This window comes from Variovorax sp. Soil_C_33, assembly GCF_057656935.1.
The window spans coordinates 176655-194338 of record NZ_JBDGJK010000002.1 but is presented as its reverse complement, the minus strand read 5'-3'; the positions used below and the strand labels follow the sequence as shown (position 1 = coordinate 194338).

The following is a 17684-nucleotide window of genomic DNA, read 5'->3' as shown; positions in this document are numbered from 1 at the left end:
GTTGCTCCTAGTAGCCGAGAAAGCGAAGAGGATCCAGCGCGCCTTTGAACAGCGGCACCTTGAACCACACCTCGAACATGAAGAAGAAGAGCGTGTTGACGGCCAGCGCAATAAGGACGCTCTTGACCCACGAGTACTTGCCAAGAACGATCATGAACAGGGCGATGTAGAGCGCCGATGCGATGTACAGCCCCAGGAAGGAAACGGCCAGCACGTACACCGTCGCCGGAACCAGCACCGACATCACGCGCTTCAACTGCTCCGAATCGACGAAGACCTCGGTCTTCTTGTGCTTTCCGAGCAGCGCCTGATACAGGATGCCGGCGCCCGAGATGGTGATGATCAGGCCGATGTAGAAGGGGAAGTAGCCCGCCCCGGGGCCGTCGGTCGTCCAGCCGGCGCCCAGCCTGCGGCTTTCGTAGATCACGCCCAGGCCGATGATCAACAGGATCGCCGCAACCGCCGCTTCGACCAGGTTGGTGGCAACGCCCGTGCGCGCCGCGGCGTCGCCGGATTTCTCGTCGTGCTCCATGGAGCCCCCATCGTGTGTATGTGTGATGAAAACCAACGCGGCGCCCTCGCCATCCACCGCGCAGGGTGATGGCTGTCGCGTTCGCCGTTCGGCGCGCTGTTACTTGCCGCTGGCGGCCAGGAAGCCGGCTTCGGTCATCAAGGTGCGGTGGGTGGCCTCGGCGCCGGCCAGCCATTTCGAGAACGCGTCGCCGGTCATGAAGGTCGGATTGAACGCGCCCTTCTCCATGTATTCCTTCCACTCGGGCGTGTCGGCGACCTTGGTCAGCAGGTCGACATAGAACTTCAGCTGGTCGGGCGTCACACCGGCGGGCATGAAGATGCCGCGCAGCATGGTGTACTTGGTCGGCACGCCGGCTTCCTTGCAGGTCGGGACGTCGTTCCACGACTGCGTGTCGGTGACCTTGGCCTTGAAGGGCATGCGCTCGTCGTCGAACACGCACAGCGCGCGCAGCTTGCCGGCACGCCACTGGGCGACCGCCTCGATCGGGTTGTTCACGGTGGAGTTGACGTGGCCGCCCACCAGCTGCACCGCGACTTCGCCGCCGCCCTTGAAGGGCACGTAGATGAACTTCGTGCCGGTGGCCTTCTCGAGCGCCACCGTGATGATCTGGTCTTCCTGCTTGGAGCCGGTACCGGCCATCTTGAACTTGTTCGGGCCGGCCGCCTTCGCCGCGGCGATGTATTCGGCGGCGCTCTTGTACGGCTGCTCTGCGTTCGACCACAGCACGAACTGGTCGAGCGCCATCATGGCGACCGGGGTCATGTCCTTCCAGTTGAAGGGCACGCCGGTGGCCATCGGCGTCGTGAACAGGTTCGACAGCGAAATGATGATCTTGTGCGGGTCGCCCTTGGCTTCCTTGACCGCGAGGAAGCCCTCAGCGCCGGCGCCGCCCGACTTGTTGACGACGATGAGCGGCTCCTTCATCAGCTTGTGCTTGATGATGATGCCCTGCATCAGGCGCGCCATCTGGTCGGCGCCCCCGCCGGTGCCGGCAGGGATCACGAATTCCACCGGCTTGGTGGGCTCCCAGGCGGCGAAGGCAGGCGTCGCGACCGCCAGCGCCATGACGGCCGCGGTGGCCAGGCTGGCTCCGCAGGCCCGGGTGCGCGAAATGAGATTCCGAATCATGTTGTCTCCTATGTGGCTGCTCTTTTTGCTTGGAATCTCAGTCGAAATCCCAGTGAAGCGAATGCTGCGCGCCGCCGCCCAAAGCCGGCTTGACCATGGTCAACTTTTCGGAGATTCCGTATGCGGGTAAGCCCGTGCCACGGACCGGCGGCCCATCGGGACCGTTTTAGGGTTTACCCTCTAATCGGGTAAACCCTATAAGATGAACGGAACTCGATCTTGCAATCCAGGAGTTCCCTAATGTCTACCCTCGACCAATCGTCCCGCGCGAACGCTTTCGGCGGCCTGGCCGGCGCGTTCAAGGCCTTGGCCGATGAAGCCAGCGTGCTCGTTCATGCCTTGTTGAATCCGAACAAGATCATCGAAGAAGTCGAGCAGATGCGCGCCCTGCACCTGGACGCAAACAAGATCGAAGCCAGCAACCCGGCGCGCGCCGCCGCGTTGCGCTGGCAGGCCTCGCGCGTCGGCCTGCGCTGAGCCGCGCCCCGGCCAGCGCCGGTGGGTATTCAGCTCAGGTCAGCACCCGCCTCAAGGCGCGGATGCGCTGCCACAGCTGCGCCTGCGTACCGGCCATGCCCATGACCAGCATGCAGCGCTCCAGCCAGCCGGTGCGCTCGCGCATGCGTTCGATGGCGCGCTGCAGATCGCGGCGCACGGCGTCACCGTAGGCACCTTCAGCCTTGGCAACGGCATCGCGCAGCAGCGCCAGGCTCGGCTTCATCATCGCCAAGTCGATCAGGTCGCGGCTGAACACGCCGTCATCAGGCCAGCGGTCGGAGTTGGCGAGCAGCTTGCTTGCGGCCATGTCCAAAAGCGTCAGCGTCGGCACGCCGCACAGTTCATCGGCCTTGCCGGGTTGCTGCAGCGCCATGCGGGACTCGAACACGATCTCGAACTTGATCGGCTGGTCGTCGACCTGCAGGCGCGTGCGGATGCCGTACTGGTCGGCACGCAGTTCGCCGGCCTGCGTCAGCGGCACGGCATCGGCCCGTGTCACGGTCGCAAGTCCATCGATGCCGGTCATCTGCTGCCGAAGCTGACGGTACGCCGCAAGGTCCGACACGAGGAAGTCGATGTCCACCGACTCGCGGTACTCGCCGAAGCGCAACGCGATCGCGGTGCCGCCGCCGAACAGGCAACCCCGTTCGCGCAGCCGCGGCCCATCGAGCGCCTGGAGCACCCGCGCGACGCGGCGATGGTGCGGCCGTTCAAACAACAGGGTCGCTCCCGAGCGCCAACCGCAGGGCATCGACGAGGTCCCGCTCGGCCGGAGACAGTGCCGTGGGGTCGAGGTGCCGCCAGTTGCGCTCGTAGATGCCCAAGGCTTCGCGCGGCGTGAGTTCTTGCGGGCCATGGATCTGCCACGCCAGTTCCTTGAGGCCAGGGTAGTCGGCGATGCGCACGCGTGCGGGAAGCCAGCCTCGGCGATGCGTTTCGGCGGGTGCAGCAGCTTCCTCCTGCGGCCGGATCGCCACAGCCAAACCCAGCGCCACCAGCACCCGCAGGTACGCGCCCATGGTGACCGCAGGTTCGCCCTTTTCGATCCGGTGCAGGGTGACGCGCGAGATGCCGGCAGCTTCGGCCGCGGCCACGGCGCTGATGCCCAGGTCCTTGCGGCGCCGGCGCACCGTGGCGCCGATGGCGGCCAGGGCCTCGGCGGATTGGGTAGTGGGTTCAGGGCCTGGATGCGGCATAAAGTGTTTCTCATTCTTGACAAAATCAGTGATTTGTCAAGAATGAGAAACATATCAACGCAGTGCGTGGCGCGCTGCGCCTACGATGCTCGCCGCATCCACCCCGAAGAACCGGCGCAGCGCCGCACGCGTGTCGCTGCGGCCGAAGCCGTCGGTGCCCAGCGTGAGGTAGCGCCGGCCTTCGGGCAGGAAGGCGCGGATGCTTTCAGGCACCGCGCGCACATAGTCGGTCGCCGCAATCACCGGCCCGCTGCCGCCCGCCAGCTGCTGCGCGATGAAGGGCGTGCCCGGCTCGGCTTCGCCGGCCAGCGCACGTTGCTCGCAGGCCCGGCCGTCGCGCGCAAGCTCGCTCCAGCTCGTGACGCTGAAGACCTCGGCCTCGATGCCTTCCGCGGCCAGCAGTTGTGCCGCCTTCAGGACCTCGGTCAGGATCGCACCGGAGCCGAGCAGCGTCACTTTGGCTGACGCGCGCTCCGGGCCCGCGAAGCGGTAGCAGCCGCGCAGCACATCGGCCTGCGCGCCCGCCGGCAAGTCGGGCTGGGCGTAGTTCTCGTTCATCAGCGTGACGTAATAGAAAACGTCCTTCTGCAGGACCATCATCTCGCGGATGCCGGCATCGACGATCACCGCCATCTCGCCCGCGAACGCCGGGTCGTAGGCCTTGCAGTTCGGGATGGTGGCGGCGACCAGGTGGCTGGTGCCGTCCTGGTGCTGCAGCCCTTCGCCGCCGAGCGTGGTGCGCCCCGAGGTGGCGCCGAGCAGGAAGCCGCGCGCTCGCTGGTCGGCCGCGGCCCAGATCTGGTCGCCCACGCGCTGGAAACCGAACATCGAGTAGTAGATGTAGAAGGGCAGCATCGCCAGGCCGTGCACGCTGTAGCTGGTGGCCGCCGCGGTCCAGCTCGCGATGGCGCCGGCCTCGCTGATGCCCTCCTCGAGAATCTGGCCGTCGGTGGCCTCGCGGTACGAGAGCACCGAGCCGATGTCCTCCGGCGCATAGCGCTGGCCCACGCTCGAATAAATGCCGACCTGCTTGAACAGGTTGGCCATGCCGAAGGTGCGCGCCTCGTCGGCCACGATGGGCACGATGCGCGGGCCCAGCGCCTGGTCCTTCATGAGGTTGCCCAGCATGCGCACGAAGGCCATGGTGGTGCTCATCTCCTTGCCGGCGGCGGCGACCGCGAACTGCGCGTAGGCCGCGAGCTCGGGCTTGGCGACCGGCTCGCACACGGTCTCGCGCTTGGGCATGCTGCCGCCGAGCGCGGCGCGCTTCTCGCGCAAATAGCGCATCTCGGGGCTGTCCTCGGCCGGCTTGTAGAAGGCGGCCTGCGCGGCCTGCTCGTCGGAAAGCGGCAGGTCGAAGCGGTTGCGGAATTCGACGAGGTCGTGCTCGTCGAGCTTCTTCTGCGAGTGCGTGGTCATCTTGCCCTGCCCCGCGCTGCCCATGCCGTAGCCCTTCTTGGTGTGGGCCAGGATCACGGTGGGCTGGCCGCGATGCGCCGCGGCCGCGGCGTAGGCGGCATGGATCTTCACCAGGTCGTGGCCGCCGCGCTTCAGGCGGTCGATCTGCTCGTCGGTCATGCCTTGTGCGAGGCGCGCGAGCTCCTCGTTCTGGCCGAAGAAGGTGTCGCGGTTGTAGCGCCCGTCCTTGGCCGCAAAGGTCTGCATCTGGCCGTCCACCGTGTTGGCGAAGGCGCGCGCCAGCGCGCCGCCGGCGTCGCGCGCGAACAGGCCGTCCCAGTCGCTGCCCCACACCAGCTTGATCACGTTCCAGCCGGCGCCGGCGAAGAGTTTTTCGAGCTCGTCGATGATGCGGCCGTTGCCGCGCACCGGGCCATCGAGGCGCTGCAGGTTGCAGTTGACCACCCACACGAGGTTGTCGAGCCTCTCGCGCGCGGCCAGCGTCAAGGCGCTCATCGATTCGGGCTCGTCCATCTCGCCGTCGCCGAACACGCCCCACACTTTTCTCGCTTCGCAATCGAGCAGGTTGCGATGCGTCAGGTAGCGCATGAAGCGCGCGTGGTAGATCGAGCTGATCGGACCGATGCCCATCGAACCGGTCGGGAACTGCCAGAAGTCCGGCATCAGGTATGGATGCGGATAGCTGGAGAGGCCGCGTGCGCCGTGGGCGGGTGCCGTGAGCTCCTGGCGGTAGTGCCGGAGGTCTTCTTCGCTCAAGCGGCCTTCGAGGAAGGCACGTGCGTAGACGCCCGGGGCACTGTGCGGCTGAAAAAATACCAGATCCCCGCGATGCTCTTCATCCCGCGCATGAAAGAAATGATTGAAGCCGGTCTCGAACAGGTCGGCCGCGCTTGCATAGCTCGCGATGTGGCCGCCCAGCTCGCCATAGGCCTGGTTGGCGCGCACCACCATCGCGAGCGCGTTCCAGCGCATCAGCGAGGCCAGCCGTTCCTCGATCGCGAGGTCGCCCGGGAACGCGGGCTGCGCCTCGACCGCGATGGTGTTGACGTAGGGCGTCGACAGTTCGGGCTGCCAGCCGATGCGCTGCGTGCGTGCGATGCGCGCGAGCTCGTCGAGCATCCAGCGCGCGCGCTCCGGCCCGTGCGCCTCGGCCAGCGAAGCGAAGGCCTCGCGCCATTCGGCGGTCTCTTGCGGGTCGGGATCGTTCAGGGGCACGTCGATCAGTGCGCGCAGCTGACCGGAAGAGATCGGGGCATTCATGAGCCGCACTTTAGGCCGCATCCGATGGAATGGGCTGCTGTTTCAGCGGCTATATCAGGGTTATCGCAGCATAGAATGCCGCCTTTCATCCATTTCAACGCATTTCATGCAGCTGGACACGATCGACCTGCGCATCCTCGACGAACTGCAGCGCGACGGCGCGCTCTCGAACGTCGAGCTCGCACGCCGCGTGCACCTGTCGCCCTCCCCCTGCCTGGCGCGCGTGAAGGCGCTCGAAACCGCGGGCGTGATCCAGCGCTACGTGGCACTGGCCAACGCAGCCGTGCTGGGGCTGGGACTCAACGTGTTCATCTCCATCAGCCTCAAGACGCAGAGCAAGAAGTCGCTGGCCGATTTCGAGCAGCGCATCGCCGAGCACGACGAGGTGATGGAGTGCTACCTGATGACCGGCGACAGCGACTACCTGATCCGCGTGGCGCTGCCTGACATCGGGGCGCTCGAGAAATTCATCCTCGAGCAGCTGACGCCCATTGCGGGCATCGAGAAGATCCGCTCGAGCTTTGCGCTCAAGCAGGTGCGATACAAGACGGCGCTGCCATTGCCGGCAGCGCCGTCTTGAATTGAATCGCTCAGCCCTTACAGGCCGATCACACCGCCGTCGTTTTTCGTGATGACGACCGTGGCCGAACGCGGACGGGCATTGCCGCCCTCGGGCCAATGGCTGCCGAAGAGCGCCGGGTTGCCGATGTTCGCCGCCGCGGTGGTCTCGCCCGGATGCTGGATGTTGACGAACAGCGCGCGGCCGTCGCCCGACTCGGCGATGCCGGTGATCTCGCAGTCCTTCGGGCCGACCAGGAAGCGGCGCAGGCCGTCGGTGCCCGGCGCCTTGCCGACGAAGGTGGCCTGCTGGCGCGTGGTCGCGCCGTCGACGTTGGTGATGGTCTTGGCGGCGCCGTCGCCCAGCCTGCCGGGCACCGCGCCCAGCAGCATGCAGTTGGTGACGTCGGTGTAGGCGCCGTCATCCGTCTCCAGCCACAGCAGGCCGGCGGTCGCGTTGCTGAACCAGAGGCCGTCGGGGCTCGAGAAGTCGTTGTCGGCGACCAGGCCCGAGAGGTTGACGTCGGCCGAAGCCGTGGCGCGCGCGCCGAACAGGTACACGTCCCACTTGAAGCTCACGGCCGCCGGGTCGCCGCCGTCGTCCGCGAAGCGCACGATATGGCCGTTCGGATTGCCGGTCTGCGCCGTCGCGGCCACGCCCTTGGGGTCGTTGTAGAAGCGCGGGTTGGCCGCGTCGGTGGCCGTGATGGGACGCGAGGCGGCGTTGGTGTTGGTGAGCGTCACATAGACCTCGCCGGTCTTCGGATTGACGGACGCCCACTCGGGGCGGTCCATCTTGGTGGCGCCGGCCGCATCGGCCGCGAGGCGCGTATTGATCACCACGTCGGCCGCATCGGCGAAGGCGTAGGCGGGATTGCTCGCCGTGATGCCGTTGACGCCGAGCTTGAGCTCCAGCCACACACCCGTACCGTCGGCATTGAACTTGGCGGCGTAGAGCTTGCCGTCGTCCATGTATTTGTCGCCGGCGGCCAGGCCGCCGTTGACGTCGGCCGCATCCCAGGCCTTGGTCGACACGAACTTGTAGATGTACTCGTTGCGCGAATCGTCGCCCATGTACCAGACCAGGGGCTTGCCGACCACCACCGGCCCGAGGCAGGCGCCTTCGTGGCCCATGCGGCCGAGCGCGGTGCGCTTCTTCGGTGTGCTGCCGGGCGTGAAGGGATCGATCTCGACCACCCAGCCATAGGTGTTGGCGCCGTTGCGGTAGTCGTCCGTGGCGGTGGCGCCGGTGACCTGGGCATTCCAGCGGCCGTAGATGTTGTCGGCCGTGTCGGGCGTAACGGTAGACCAGAGTTCTCGACCGGTGCCGGCGACGCCGTAACGCGTGAAGGCGGCGATTTCCTTGGCGCTGCGGCTCGGGTTGTCGGTCGCGGTGATGCGGCGGAAGTAGCCGGCCCAGTTCTCTTCGCAGGTCAGGTAGGTGCCCCAGGGGGTGGTGCCGTTGGCGCAGTTGTTCAGCGTACCGCGGGTCTTGCTGCCGTCGGTGCTGAACTTGGTCTTCATGTAGTCGGTGTTCGCGGCCGGGCCCGAAAGGCTCATCTCGGTCAGCGTGTGGACGCGGCGGTTGAAGCTCGAGTCCTGCTTGTAGCTCCAGCTGCTCGCGCCCTTGTTGACCTCGATCACGCTGACGCCGTGCAGGAAGAACTCGCGCTGCACCTCGTCGGCGACGCTGCGCACCGCGGCGTTGCCGGTGCCGACGATGGTCTGGCCGGCGGGATGCAGGAACAGCGGCGTGATGGCTTCGTGGTTCATCGCCAGCAGGCCGCGCGAGGCATTGACCGGGTCCCACTTGTTCGAGGCATCGATGCCGAAGAAGGTCATGCCATCATGGTGATCGCCGGCGCGCTTGTCGTAGGTGGCGGGCGCATCGGTGCCGTCGTTGGCGTAGGCGGGCACGCCGGCCGCGATCGGATCGCCGAGGCGGTACAGCACGGTGGCGGTGTAGCCGGGCGGCACGCTGACCACGTCGTTCAGGCTCTTGGCGACGGCCGTGAAGCCCAGCTTGGGTGCGGCTGCCGCTGGTGCGGGCGCAGGGGCCGGAGCGGGTGCCGGCGCAGGCGGCAGCACCGGGAAACCACCGCCGTTGCCGCCACCGCCGCAGGCTTGCAACAGCGCGGTGCCGGCGGTGCCGACGCCCAGGCCGAACAGTTGGCGGCGGCTCAGGCGCGATGCGATCAGGTCGTTGAAGGAGGGGTTGGAGCTCGAGTTGTGGCCGATGTCGTCGGGGTCGATCGCAGCGATTTCGTTATGGGTCTTGGCAGTCATGCGCGAAACTTTCAGTGGGGACTGGTTGTAGAAAAACTCAGCCCGGTACGCTAAAAGTTCAATGTGACGCCCAGAAGTCAGGGATGGGTCAGATCTGCGACGCTCGCCTCCTCAGCGCGCGTGCTGCAGCAGGCGCGCCGCCGCCTCGTACATCGCGGCGTTGTTGAAGGCCGCGAGCCCGGCTGTCAGCAGCGCGATGCACGCGGCGACGGGGCCCGGCAGCGAACGCGCGGCAAACACCGCGAGCGCCATCAGCAGCGGCAGGAAGTGCGCGGCATAAAGAAAGGTCTCCTCGCCGTAGACCAGATGCAGCGCGACTTGCGCCGCCAGCGTGAGTCCGAGGACCTTGCCGAAGGCATGCCACTGCGGCGAACGCAGCAGCCCGTGGGTGCCGGCCGCAAGCAGCAGGGTCCACAGGCCGAGCGCGAGCATGCCCGCCCAGCTGCCCGAACCGGGCGCGCTCAGCTGCACCGTGAGCCAGTTCAGCTTGGGTGCGTCGGAAACCTTGGCCAGCAGCACTTCGGGCAGGCTGATCGGATGCCAGAACATGCCGGCCAGCTTGTGCAGCACGGTGCCCGACTGCTCCAGGTTCATATAGTCCGCCTCTTCCCGGCTGCCGAGAAAGAAGAACTTGGCAAAGCTGTAGAAGAAGCGCTGGGGCACCGTGAGGATGGCGACGATCACGAACGCGACGGCGCTGATGCCGAGTGCGCGCCGCCAGGGCCGCTGGACCACGGCCAGTGCCAGCCCCGCGACCCAGTTGGTGACCGTGATGCTGAGGCTCGCGATGCTGGCGGCGACCAGCACCCGGTCGCCCACCGGCCGATGCACCGCCAGCGCCGCGACCAGCAGTACCCACAGCAGGGTCAGCGATCCGATGCCGAAGGTCTCCGGCACCGAGAACCAGAACTGGAAGGCGGCGCTTGCGATGGCCAGCAACGAAAAGCTGAACGCAACGAAGCGGCCGGCGCCGAGCAGCCGGCACAGCGCATAGAAAGAAACCACCCACAGCGCCGCCACCAGCGCCATGAAGCGCATGGCCGCCTGCAGATCGCTGCCCGGCCACAGCACGCGCAGGCCGGTGACCATCGGATGGATGAGGATCGAGGCGATCGGATGGACCTTGGTGCGGAAATGGTTGCTCTGCGAATCCACCATGTTGGACAGCACGCGCGGCAGGTCGGAGTGAAACCAGGCGTCCAGGCCCGCCTCCCGCGTGAAGAGCTGCGGCGGCAATTGGCGCGACAGGGCCGCCAGCAGCGTCAGGGCCAGCGCCGCGAGCAGGGCGGCGAGCAGCGCATCCCAGGCGAGGCTGCGTTTCATCGCTGGCGGATGCAGGCCGGCGCCGGGCCGGCCCCAAGGCGGCGTGCGGCCCCCTCGGGGGGCAGCTGAATTCAGCCTGCCATCCATAGCGCGACGGCCCCGATCGCCACGGCCAGGCGGCTGACCCAATCGCGCGCGGCGAAGACCACCGGGTCGTCGTGCAGCACGCCGCGGATTGCCTTGAGCCAGATGCGCATGGTCCAGAACAGGAAGACCGGGATCAGCACCCAAAGATATTCGGGGTTCTCGTAGCGCGCCACCATCTGCTGGTCGTGCAGGTAGAGGCCCAGCAGCAGGGCCGCCATCTGCCCGGCTGCGACGCCGGTACACAGCACGAAAGGCGCATCGGTGGCCACGTAGCCGCGATTGCGCTTCATCTGGCGCACCTCGGCGGGCGGGCCGGTCAGCTCGACATAGCGCTTGGCCAGCGCCAGGCTCAGGAAGATGAAGAGCGAGAACGAGAGGACCCAGAAGGACAGCGGCTGGCCGGTGGCCGCGGTGCCGGCCGCCACCCGGATCGTGTAGAGGGCGGCCAGCGAGAACACGTCGACCACCGCACGGCGCTTGAGATGCAGCGAGTAGGCCGTGGTCAGCGCCATATAAAGCAGCAGCACGCCCACGAAGGCATCCGGTAGCAACGCGAGCGACAGCGCCAGCGAGCTCGCACACAGCAGGCCTGTCATGACCAGGCCCGCCGGCACCGAGATCTCCCCGGCGGCGAAGGGCCGCGTGCGCTTGCGGTGATGCCGCCGGTCGGTTTCGAGATCGAGCAGGTCGTTGAGCACGTAGATGCCCGAGGCCATGAGACCGAAGGCCAGGAAGGCCAGCGCCGCGTTGACGACCAGCGGCTGCGTGAGATCGTGCAGCACCGGCATCAGGGGCAGGAAGATCAGCAGGTTCTTGAGCCACTGGTGCAGGCGGGCGCCGTACAGATAGCGCTTCAAGGAGGTGCGCGGCGGCGTGATCCGCGCCTCGACCGTGGTCGCGCCGGCCGCGCGCCGGGCCAGCGATTCGGAGCGGCTGACCACCACCGCTGCCTCGGCGCCGCGCCAGACCGCGAGGTCCACGCTGCGATCGCCCGCATAGCTGAAGGCGCGGCCGCCGGCGTCGGCCTCGATCGCCGCCAGCTTGCCCGCGCCGCGCAGGTTGTGCTCGCCGTCGGAGGCGAGCACCGCATCGAAAAGGTCCAGGTGCCGCGCCACCGCGTGCGCGAGCTTGCCATCGCTGGCCGTGGCCAGTACGGTGCGGCGGCCGTTGGCGCGGGCGCTGCGCACGAACTCGAGCACCTCGGGCCGGTAGGGCAAGGTGGTGACATCGACGGTGGTGCGCTGAGCCACTTCGTCCTTGAACGCCGCCTTGCCGCGCAGCAGCCACAGCGGCAGGGAGAGCAGCGACAGCGGCGAGGTGCGCACCAGCTGCAGCAGGGATTCGTGCAGCAGATCGGTGGCGATCAGCGTGCCATCGAGATCGACGTAGAGCGGGCGCATGGCATTGAGGCCTGTCATCGGGACCCTAGCTCCGGCCGAGCACCACGACGCCCGCCATGATGATGGCGATGCCCAACACCCGTCCTGTGGTCAGCGGCTCGCCGAACAGCTGCCACGCGAGCAGGGCCGCGATCACGTAGCCCATCGACAGCATGGGATAGGCGACGGTCACGTCCACGCGCGTCAATGCGAGGATCCACAACCCGGCGCTGAGGAAATAACAGACCAGGCCGAGCAGGATCCACGGCTGGGTGGCCGCGTTCCATGCGGCCGCCATCAGCGAGGCGCCGCTGCCCATGCTCACCGTGCCCAGCGTCTTCGCGCCGGCCTTGAGCATCAGCTGCGCCGCCGAGTTGAGCAGCACGCCCGCGAAGATGATCGAAAAGGTCTGGAGATTCATGAAGATCCTTGCCCGTCGAAGGCAAGGATCATGCCCTGGCACTCTCTACTTCGGCCACAAGACCCACAAACGCAGAGGCTGATTCATGCGCGCGGCCAGGCGCCCCGCTTCGGCACCGGTACCGGCGAAGTAGTCGGCGCGCACGGCGCCGACGATCGCGCTGCCCGTATCCTGCGCCACCACCAGCTTCGCGAGCGGGACCGCCGGCCCGGGCGAGGCCAGCCAGACCGGCGTGCCGTAGGGAATGCTGTCGCGGTCGACCGCGATCGAGCGCCCGGCAGTGAGCTGCACGCCCTGCGCACCGACCGGGCCGGAGGCGGCATCGGCCTCGGACAGCGGCTCCTCGCGGAAGAACACGTAGCGGGGGTTGCTCCACAGCAGCTGCGACAGGCGATGCGGATTCTGCGCCACCCACTGCTTGGTGTCGTCCGGCCACAGACTGACTTTCGTCGCGCCCTGGCTCACGAGCCATTGCTGAACGCTCTTGTACGGCTGCTCGTTGGTGGCCGCAAAAGCCACGCGCACGGTGCGCTGCGAGCCGTCGGCCTCGGTGATGCGCAGGCGCCCCGAGCCCTGGATATGCAGCATCAGCACATCGATCGGATCCGCCAGCCAGGCGATCTCGCGGCCGCGCAGCGCGGCCTGGGCCTGCGGCAGGGTGTCGATCTCCTGCCGCGTGTACCATGGGCGGCGCGCCACCAGGCCGGCCGGCGCCTGGTAGAGCGGCACGGTGTGGGTCGCGGTCGGCCGCCGCGAAGCGTCGAACACCGGCTCGTAATAGCTCGTGAGCTTGCCCTCATTCTGGCCGCCCGCGAGCGATTCGACGCGGTAGGGCTGCAGCCTCTGCTGCAACCATTCGCGCTGTTCCTCGGTCTCGGCAAGCGCCAGCTGGCGCACCTCGCGGCACAGCGGCGCGAAGGCCGCATTGGGGCGCGCGCAGTTCGCGATCATCGCGACCCAGCCTTCGTGCAGCGCGTCCTCGCCGAAGCCCGGCAGTTCGGACCAGGGCACGGGCACCCACTTGCTCTTCGGATGGGCGAGCGAACCGTTGAGCGGCCCCAGCTCGCGCGGAGGGGGCGCGCCAGGCACGGCCCCCGGCGTTGCTTCGGGCTGCAGGGTGCCGACCGAACAGCCGGCGAGCGTTGCTACGATCGCGAGCCCGACCAGCCACTGGAGTCCTTTTGTCATGGGTTTGATTTTGCTTGAAGCGCTGGGCGCCGGAATCGTGCTGGTGCTGATCGTCTGGTGGACCATGTTTTCGGGCCGCAAGCGCGGCGAAATGCACGATGCGGACGATTCTGAAAAAGAGTCGCTGTCCGACGAGCCGCCGCCGGGGGGCTCCACATAATTCCTCCTCGCTGAATCCAGCGTCTAAAAGGAATTCACATGAAAAAACTCGTACTCGCCACCACGGCAGCCGCCCTCGTTCTCTCGGGCTGCGCCGGCATGAGCGACACCCAGCGCAACACCGGCATCGGTGCCGGCATCGGCGCCCTCGGCGGCGCGGCCATCGGATCGGCAACCGGCGGTAACAGCCGCGCCATCGGCACGGGCGCTGCGGTCGGCGCGGCCGCCGGTGCGCTGGGCGGCTACCTCTGGTCGCAGCGCATGGAAGCGCAGAAGCGCGAGATGCAGGCCGCCACGCAGGGCACCGGCATCGCCGTCACCCAGACCCCCAACAACGAGCTCAAGCTCGCGATCCCAAGCGACGTCTCCTTCGACACCGGCCGCTCGGCCATCAAGCCCAACTTCGCGCCGATCCTCAACCAGTTCGCCAACGGCCTGCGCAACAACCCGAACGCCGAGGTGCGCATCATCGGCCACACCGACAGCACCGGCACCGATGCGATCAACAACCCGCTGTCGGTCGACCGTGCCGCCAGCACGCGCGACTACCTGATCGCCCGCGGCGTACCGCAGCAGGCCTTCCGCATCGAAGGCCGGGGCTCGCGCGAGCCGGTCGCCGACAACAACAGCGATGCCGGCCGGGCGCAGAACCGCAGGGTCGAGATCTACGTGGGCGAACGCCCGCAGGGCTAAGGGCGCAACAAGTTGGCCAGCTCCACGGCCGACTTGACTTCCATCTTCTCGAACACGCGCGCACGGTGAACCTCCACCGTGCGCACGCTGATCGAGAGCTGCTCGGCGATCAGCTTGTTGGGCAGGCCCTCGACCACGCGCCGCATCACCTCGCGCTCGCGCTCGGTCAGCTCCTCGACGCGGCGCATCAGCAGGCGCCGCGCGCGCTGCGCCTCGATGGCGCGCAGCGATGCGCCGAGCGCATGCTCGATGCGGTCGACCAGCGCGTTGTCCGAAAAAGGCTTCTCGCAGAAATCGAAGGCGCCGCGCTTCACCGCGTCCACCGCCGTCGGCACGTCGGCATGGCCGGTCAGGAAGATCACCGGCATGACTTCCAGCAGGCCGCGCTCGGCCAGCCGGTCGAACAGTACCAGCCCGCTGGTGCCGGGCATGCGCACGTCCAGCAGCAGGCAGTGCGGCTGGTCGGCCAGCGGCTCTTCGGTCAAACGCAGCTCGAAGGCCTCCGCGCTCGCGAAATGTTCGCTCACCAGCCGGCGCGAACGCAGCAGCCAGGCCAGCGCCTCGCGCACGCTGGCGTCGTCGTCGACGATGAAGATGAGGGCATCGATCAAGGGTTGCATCAGGAAAGGTCCATCGACTGATTCAGGCCGCAGGCAAAGTGAATCGGAACACCGTGCCGCGGGGCCGCTGCGGCTCGAACACCAGCGCGCCGCCATGCTGCTCCACCACCGTGCGGCACAGGCTCAGGCCCAGGCCCATGCCGTCGGACCGCGTGGTGAAGAAGGGCGTGAAGAGGCGCTGCGCCACTTCTTCGCTGATGCCGCAGCCGAGGTCGGCCACCGAGAATTCGATCCAGCGGCGCGTGTCGGGCTTGTCGCCGGCATCGCTGGCTTCGCCGACCGCGCGGGCGCGCGCGGCGCGCAGGCGCAGCACGCGTTCGTCGAGCTCCGGCAGGTCCATCGCCTGCATTCCGTTGCGCGCAAGGTTCAGCAGCACCTGCTCGACCAGCGTGCGGTCGCACAGCACCCGCGGCAGGCGCTCCTCGAAGCTGACTTCGATACGCACCGCGAGCTTGCGCGCCTGCAGCCGCACCAGCGGCAGCACCGCGTCGAGCAAGGCCTGCGGCGCGACGGCTTCGCGCGTGCGGTCGCGCCGGCGCACGAAGTCGTGCACGCTGCGGATCACCTTGCCGGCGCGGTCGGCCTGCTCGGCGATGCGGCGCACCGCCATCGCGACCTCGCCATGGTCGCTGCCGTGCTGCGCCTGGCCCGCACCGTGCAGCAGGTTGAGCGAGCCACTCGCATAACTCGCGATCGCGGCCAGCGGCTGCGTGAGCTCGTGGCTCAGCAGCGAGGCCATCTCGCCGACGGTCGCCAGCCGCGCGCTGGCCTGCAGGCGCTCCTGGCTGGCGCGTGAGAGTTCCTCGATGCGGCGCTGCTCGCTGAGATCGATGGAAGCGCTCATCCAGCCGGTCTGGGCACCCTGCGCATTGATCAGCGGCGCCTCGAAGATCAGCACCGGGAAGCGCGTGCCGTCCTTGCGCATGAAGACCGATTCGAAACCTTCGCGCGGCGGCGGCCCGCCGGCCAGCCGCGCAGCCTGGCGCCGGCGGTACTCGTGCGCCAGCTCGGTCGGCCAGTACGGCGCCTCGCCGGCATGGTCGAGGAGTTCCTCGGCGCTGAAGCCCACCATCTCGCAGAAGGCCGGGTTCACGTAGGTGATGCGGCCCTGCAGGTCGCGCGCACGCAGTCCGGTGATGACCGAGTCTTCCATCGCCTTGCGGAAGGCGAGCGCGTCGGCGAGGTCGCGTTCGGCGCGCTGGCGCCGCCGCGTGTCGCGCGCCAGCAGCACCAGCACTGACACCAGCGCGATCGAGATCGCCGTCACCAGCGCGGTGAGCAGATTGGGAAATAGATCGGGCGCGGCACGCCAGCCGTCGACGCGCAGCATCAGGGTGGTGCCCGGCAGATCGATGAGCTGCTGCGAGGTGAACACGCGCGTGCCCAGGCGGCGCGCCGCACCGACGGCAACCAGGCGGGTGCCGTCGGCCTCGGTGAAGGCGACCTCCTGGCCGCGCGTCAGCGTCGGCGCGACCAGCTCGACCAGCGTGTCGCGCAGCGAATAGGTGGCCACCAGGTAGCCGCCGCCATCGACCGGCAGGCACAGCTCCATCACCTCGAGGCCGCCGCTCGGGACGGAGGGCACGTAGTGGCTCGGCGAGTAGGCCGGCGCGCCCAGCTTGCGCGCCGCGGCGCAGGCGAGCGCGACGTCGGACTGGTCCACGCTGCGGCTCGACTCCTCGAACACGCGCTGGCGGTAGGGCGTGTCGACGGCAGCCAGCGGCCGCAGCGCGGCGTCGCGCCATTCGAGCCTGAGCCATTCGCGGTGCTCCCGCAGCAGCGCTGCGGCCTCGAGCGGCCAGCGCTCGCGGTCCAGGCCGCCCACCTGGGAGGCGCGCAGGCTCTGCGCGTTGCGCTGCAGGCCGCTGCGCAGGTCGGATACCGCATCGGCGGTGTCGCGGTCCAGCGCGGTCTGGACCTGCTCGACCTCGTGGCGCCCCGCCAGCCACACCACGGTGACCAGCAGCGCCAGCACCAGCACGGCCAGCAGCACCCAGAGGAACCAGCGCCGCCAGACGGAGCGCAGGAAGCGCAGCCACGCGAAGGCGTGGCGAAGGGTGCGGGCGGCGGGCAGCGTGGTCGACGACACCGTTCGCAAGCTCAGAGCACGCAATGCGAGAGCGCAGGCAGTTGCGCGCGGGCGCGTTCTATCTGCTGCGCGTCGACCTCGAAGAGCACCACGCCTTCGTCGACCGCGCGCTCGGCCACCACCGTGCCCCACGGGTCCACCACCATCGACTGGCCCCAGGTCTGGCGCCCGTTCTCGTGCGTGCCGCCCTGCGCCGGCGCGACCACCCAGGCCAGGTTCTCGATCGCGCGGGCGCGCAGCAGCACCTCCCAGTGCGCGGCGCCGGTGGTGCGCGTGAAGGCGCTGGGCACCAGCAGCAGTTCTGCACCCTGGCGCGCGAGCGCGCGGTAGAGCTCGGGAAAACGCAGGTCGTAGCAGACGCTCATGCCGATGCGCCAGCGGTGGCCGTCGCGCGAGGGCAGATCGAAGCAGACGGGTTCGCAGCCGGGCGCGATCACGCGGCGCTCGTCGTAGCGCTCGCGACCGTTGTCGAAGAAGAACAGGTGGATCTTGTCGTAGCGGGCCACGCGCTCGCCGTCCGGCGCGTAGGCCAGCGAGCTGTTGAACACGTGGGTCTCGTCGCCGGTCTCGAGCGGCAGCGTGCCGCCGACGATCCACAGGCCGAACTCGCGCGCCGCGTCCGCCAGGAAGCCCTGCACCGTGCCGGCGCCGGCGGTCTCGCGCAGCGCCAGCTTGTCGGTGTCGCGCGCGCCCATCATGCAGAAGTACTCGGGCAGCACGGCGAGCTCGGCGCCGGCGGCAGCGGCCTCGCCCAGCAGCGCGTGTGCACGCGCCAGGTTGGCTTCGCGGGCGATGGCCGACACCATCTGGATGGCTGCGACTTTCATGATCGGATCTCCGTTGTT

The 17684-nt window shown here is 68.2% G+C and carries 17 protein-coding genes; 4 read left to right on the top strand and 13 right to left on the bottom strand.

Features of this window, described 5'->3' with window-relative positions:
• Positions 1–7: 7 nt before the first annotated feature.
• Together AC3A6B_RS03840 and AC3A6B_RS03835 are read right to left on the bottom strand one after the other, a co-directional pair.
• Positions 8–532 carry a tripartite tricarboxylate transporter TctB family protein gene (locus tag AC3A6B_RS03840; RefSeq protein ID WP_487835434.1) on the bottom strand — a complete coding sequence of 175 codons (525 nt, stop codon included), beginning with the start codon at positions 530–532 and terminating at the stop codon, positions 8–10.
• A 99-nt stretch (positions 533–631) separates the two neighbouring features.
• Positions 632–1663 carry a Bug family tripartite tricarboxylate transporter substrate binding protein gene (locus tag AC3A6B_RS03835; protein ID WP_487835433.1) on the bottom strand — a complete coding sequence of 344 codons (1032 nt, stop codon included), beginning with the start codon at positions 1661–1663 and terminating at the stop codon, positions 632–634.
• 240 nt (positions 1664–1903) lie between these two features.
• Here AC3A6B_RS03835 and AC3A6B_RS03830 point away from each other — a divergent pair, with 240 nt between their 5' ends.
• Entirely contained in the window at positions 1904–2140 is a 237-nt protein-coding gene (locus tag AC3A6B_RS03830; protein ID WP_487835432.1) for a hypothetical protein, read from the top strand.
• 34 nt (positions 2141–2174) lie between these two features.
• Here the strand turns inward: AC3A6B_RS03830 and AC3A6B_RS03825 are convergent, their stop codons facing one another.
• Genes AC3A6B_RS03825 through mdeB form a run of 3 tightly spaced genes read right to left on the bottom strand, consistent with a single transcriptional unit; the run spans position 2175 to position 6036 of the window.
• On the bottom strand, positions 2175–2879 hold the full coding sequence (locus AC3A6B_RS03825) for a nucleotidyl transferase AbiEii/AbiGii toxin family protein (RefSeq protein ID WP_487835431.1): 705 nt from the start codon (positions 2877–2879) through the stop codon (positions 2175–2177).
• Positions 2872–3357, bottom strand: a complete 486-nt coding sequence (locus AC3A6B_RS03820) for a helix-turn-helix domain-containing protein (RefSeq protein WP_487835430.1) — start codon at positions 3355–3357, stop codon at positions 2872–2874. Before AC3A6B_RS03820 ends, AC3A6B_RS03825 begins: the two co-directional genes overlap by 8 nt.
• Before the next feature lie 54 nt (positions 3358–3411).
• On the bottom strand, positions 3412–6036 hold the full coding sequence (mdeB, locus tag AC3A6B_RS03815; protein ID WP_487835429.1) for an alpha-ketoglutarate dehydrogenase: 2625 nt from the start codon (positions 6034–6036) through the stop codon (positions 3412–3414).
• A 106-nt stretch (positions 6037–6142) separates the two neighbouring features.
• Here mdeB and AC3A6B_RS03810 point away from each other — a divergent pair, with 106 nt between their 5' ends.
• Entirely contained in the window at positions 6143–6616 is a 474-nt protein-coding gene (locus tag AC3A6B_RS03810) for an Lrp/AsnC family transcriptional regulator (protein WP_487835428.1), read from the top strand.
• Between the two features lie 17 nt (positions 6617–6633).
• Here the strand turns inward: AC3A6B_RS03810 and AC3A6B_RS03805 are convergent, their stop codons facing one another.
• The 5 genes from AC3A6B_RS03805 to mltA all read right to left on the bottom strand — a co-directional run bounded on the left by AC3A6B_RS03805 (position 6634) and on the right by mltA (position 13278).
• Positions 6634–8880 (bottom strand): PhoX family protein, encoded by a 2247-nt coding sequence (locus AC3A6B_RS03805; protein ID WP_487835427.1) that lies wholly within the window; start codon positions 8878–8880, stop codon positions 6634–6636.
• A 111-nt stretch (positions 8881–8991) separates the two neighbouring features.
• Complete coding sequence (locus AC3A6B_RS03800; RefSeq protein ID WP_487835426.1) at positions 8992–10203, bottom strand: hypothetical protein; 1212 nt, start codon at positions 10201–10203, stop codon at positions 8992–8994.
• Between the two features lie 71 nt (positions 10204–10274).
• Positions 10275–11708 carry a UbiA family prenyltransferase gene (locus AC3A6B_RS03795; protein WP_487835425.1) on the bottom strand — a complete coding sequence of 478 codons (1434 nt, stop codon included), beginning with the start codon at positions 11706–11708 and terminating at the stop codon, positions 10275–10277.
• A 7-nt stretch (positions 11709–11715) separates the two neighbouring features.
• Positions 11716–12090 carry an SMR family transporter gene (locus tag AC3A6B_RS03790; RefSeq protein ID WP_487835424.1) on the bottom strand — a complete coding sequence of 125 codons (375 nt, stop codon included), beginning with the start codon at positions 12088–12090 and terminating at the stop codon, positions 11716–11718.
• Between the two features lie 45 nt (positions 12091–12135).
• Complete coding sequence (mltA, locus tag AC3A6B_RS03785; RefSeq protein ID WP_487835423.1) at positions 12136–13278, bottom strand: murein transglycosylase A; 1143 nt, start codon at positions 13276–13278, stop codon at positions 12136–12138.
• Between mltA and AC3A6B_RS03780 the strand changes: the two genes are divergently transcribed.
• Entirely contained in the window at positions 13277–13438 is a 162-nt protein-coding gene (locus AC3A6B_RS03780; RefSeq protein WP_487835422.1) for a hypothetical protein, read from the top strand. The two genes, mltA and AC3A6B_RS03780, sit on opposite strands and share 2 nt — an antisense overlap.
• A 38-nt stretch (positions 13439–13476) precedes the next feature.
• Positions 13477–14130, top strand: coding sequence for a YiaD family glycine zipper/OmpA-like lipoprotein (locus AC3A6B_RS03775; RefSeq protein ID WP_487835421.1), 654 nt, complete (start codon positions 13477–13479; stop codon positions 14128–14130).
• On the opposite strand, the gene AC3A6B_RS03770 is transcribed toward AC3A6B_RS03775, so the two are convergent.
• From AC3A6B_RS03770 to AC3A6B_RS03760, 3 genes are read right to left on the bottom strand one after another with little or no spacing between them, the layout of a single operon-like run.
• Positions 14127–14750 carry a response regulator transcription factor gene (locus AC3A6B_RS03770; RefSeq protein WP_214695007.1) on the bottom strand — a complete coding sequence of 208 codons (624 nt, stop codon included), beginning with the start codon at positions 14748–14750 and terminating at the stop codon, positions 14127–14129. The two genes, AC3A6B_RS03775 and AC3A6B_RS03770, sit on opposite strands and share 4 nt — an antisense overlap.
• A gap of 22 nt (positions 14751–14772) precedes the next feature.
• A complete protein-coding gene (locus AC3A6B_RS03765) occupies positions 14773–16824 on the bottom strand; it encodes a two-component system sensor histidine kinase NtrB (RefSeq protein WP_487835718.1) in 2052 nt (683 codons plus the stop codon).
• 26 nt (positions 16825–16850) lie between these two features.
• Positions 16851–17666: a carbon-nitrogen hydrolase family protein gene (locus AC3A6B_RS03760; protein ID WP_487835420.1), complete on the bottom strand. Its 816-nt coding sequence runs from the start codon at positions 17664–17666 to the stop codon at positions 16851–16853.
• Between the last annotated feature and the right edge of the window lie 18 nt (positions 17667–17684).

Excerpts from the sequence above, each read along its gene's own strand:
- AC3A6B_RS03800 (WP_487835426.1), bottom strand. The coding sequence starts at position 10,203 with ATGAAACGCAGCCTCGCCTGGGATGCGCTGCTCGCCGCCCTGCTCGCG.
- AC3A6B_RS03810 (WP_487835428.1), top strand. The coding sequence starts at position 6,143 with ATGCAGCTGGACACGATCGACCTGCGCATCCTCGACGAACTGCAGCGC.
- AC3A6B_RS03820 (WP_487835430.1), bottom strand. The coding sequence starts at position 3,357 with ATGCCGCATCCAGGCCCTGAACCCACTACCCAATCCGCCGAGGCCCTG.
- AC3A6B_RS03770 (WP_214695007.1), bottom strand. The coding sequence starts at position 14,750 with ATGCAACCCTTGATCGATGCCCTCATCTTCATCGTCGACGACGACGCC.
- AC3A6B_RS03805 (WP_487835427.1), bottom strand. The coding sequence starts at position 8,880 with ATGACTGCCAAGACCCATAACGAAATCGCTGCGATCGACCCCGACGAC.
- mltA (WP_487835423.1), bottom strand. The coding sequence starts at position 13,278 with ATGACAAAAGGACTCCAGTGGCTGGTCGGGCTCGCGATCGTAGCAACG.
- AC3A6B_RS03795 (WP_487835425.1), bottom strand. The coding sequence starts at position 11,708 with ATGACAGGCCTCAATGCCATGCGCCCGCTCTACGTCGATCTCGATGGC.
- AC3A6B_RS03775 (WP_487835421.1), top strand. The coding sequence starts at position 13,477 with ATGAAAAAACTCGTACTCGCCACCACGGCAGCCGCCCTCGTTCTCTCG.
- AC3A6B_RS03835 (WP_487835433.1), bottom strand. The coding sequence starts at position 1,663 with ATGATTCGGAATCTCATTTCGCGCACCCGGGCCTGCGGAGCCAGCCTG.
- AC3A6B_RS03760 (WP_487835420.1), bottom strand. The coding sequence starts at position 17,666 with ATGAAAGTCGCAGCCATCCAGATGGTGTCGGCCATCGCCCGCGAAGCC.
- mdeB (WP_487835429.1), bottom strand. The coding sequence starts at position 6,036 with ATGAATGCCCCGATCTCTTCCGGTCAGCTGCGCGCACTGATCGACGTG.
- AC3A6B_RS03830 (WP_487835432.1), top strand. The coding sequence starts at position 1,904 with ATGTCTACCCTCGACCAATCGTCCCGCGCGAACGCTTTCGGCGGCCTG.
- AC3A6B_RS03790 (WP_487835424.1), bottom strand. The coding sequence starts at position 12,090 with ATGAATCTCCAGACCTTTTCGATCATCTTCGCGGGCGTGCTGCTCAAC.
- AC3A6B_RS03840 (WP_487835434.1), bottom strand. The coding sequence starts at position 532 with ATGGAGCACGACGAGAAATCCGGCGACGCCGCGGCGCGCACGGGCGTT.
- AC3A6B_RS03780 (WP_487835422.1), top strand. The coding sequence starts at position 13,277 with ATGGGTTTGATTTTGCTTGAAGCGCTGGGCGCCGGAATCGTGCTGGTG.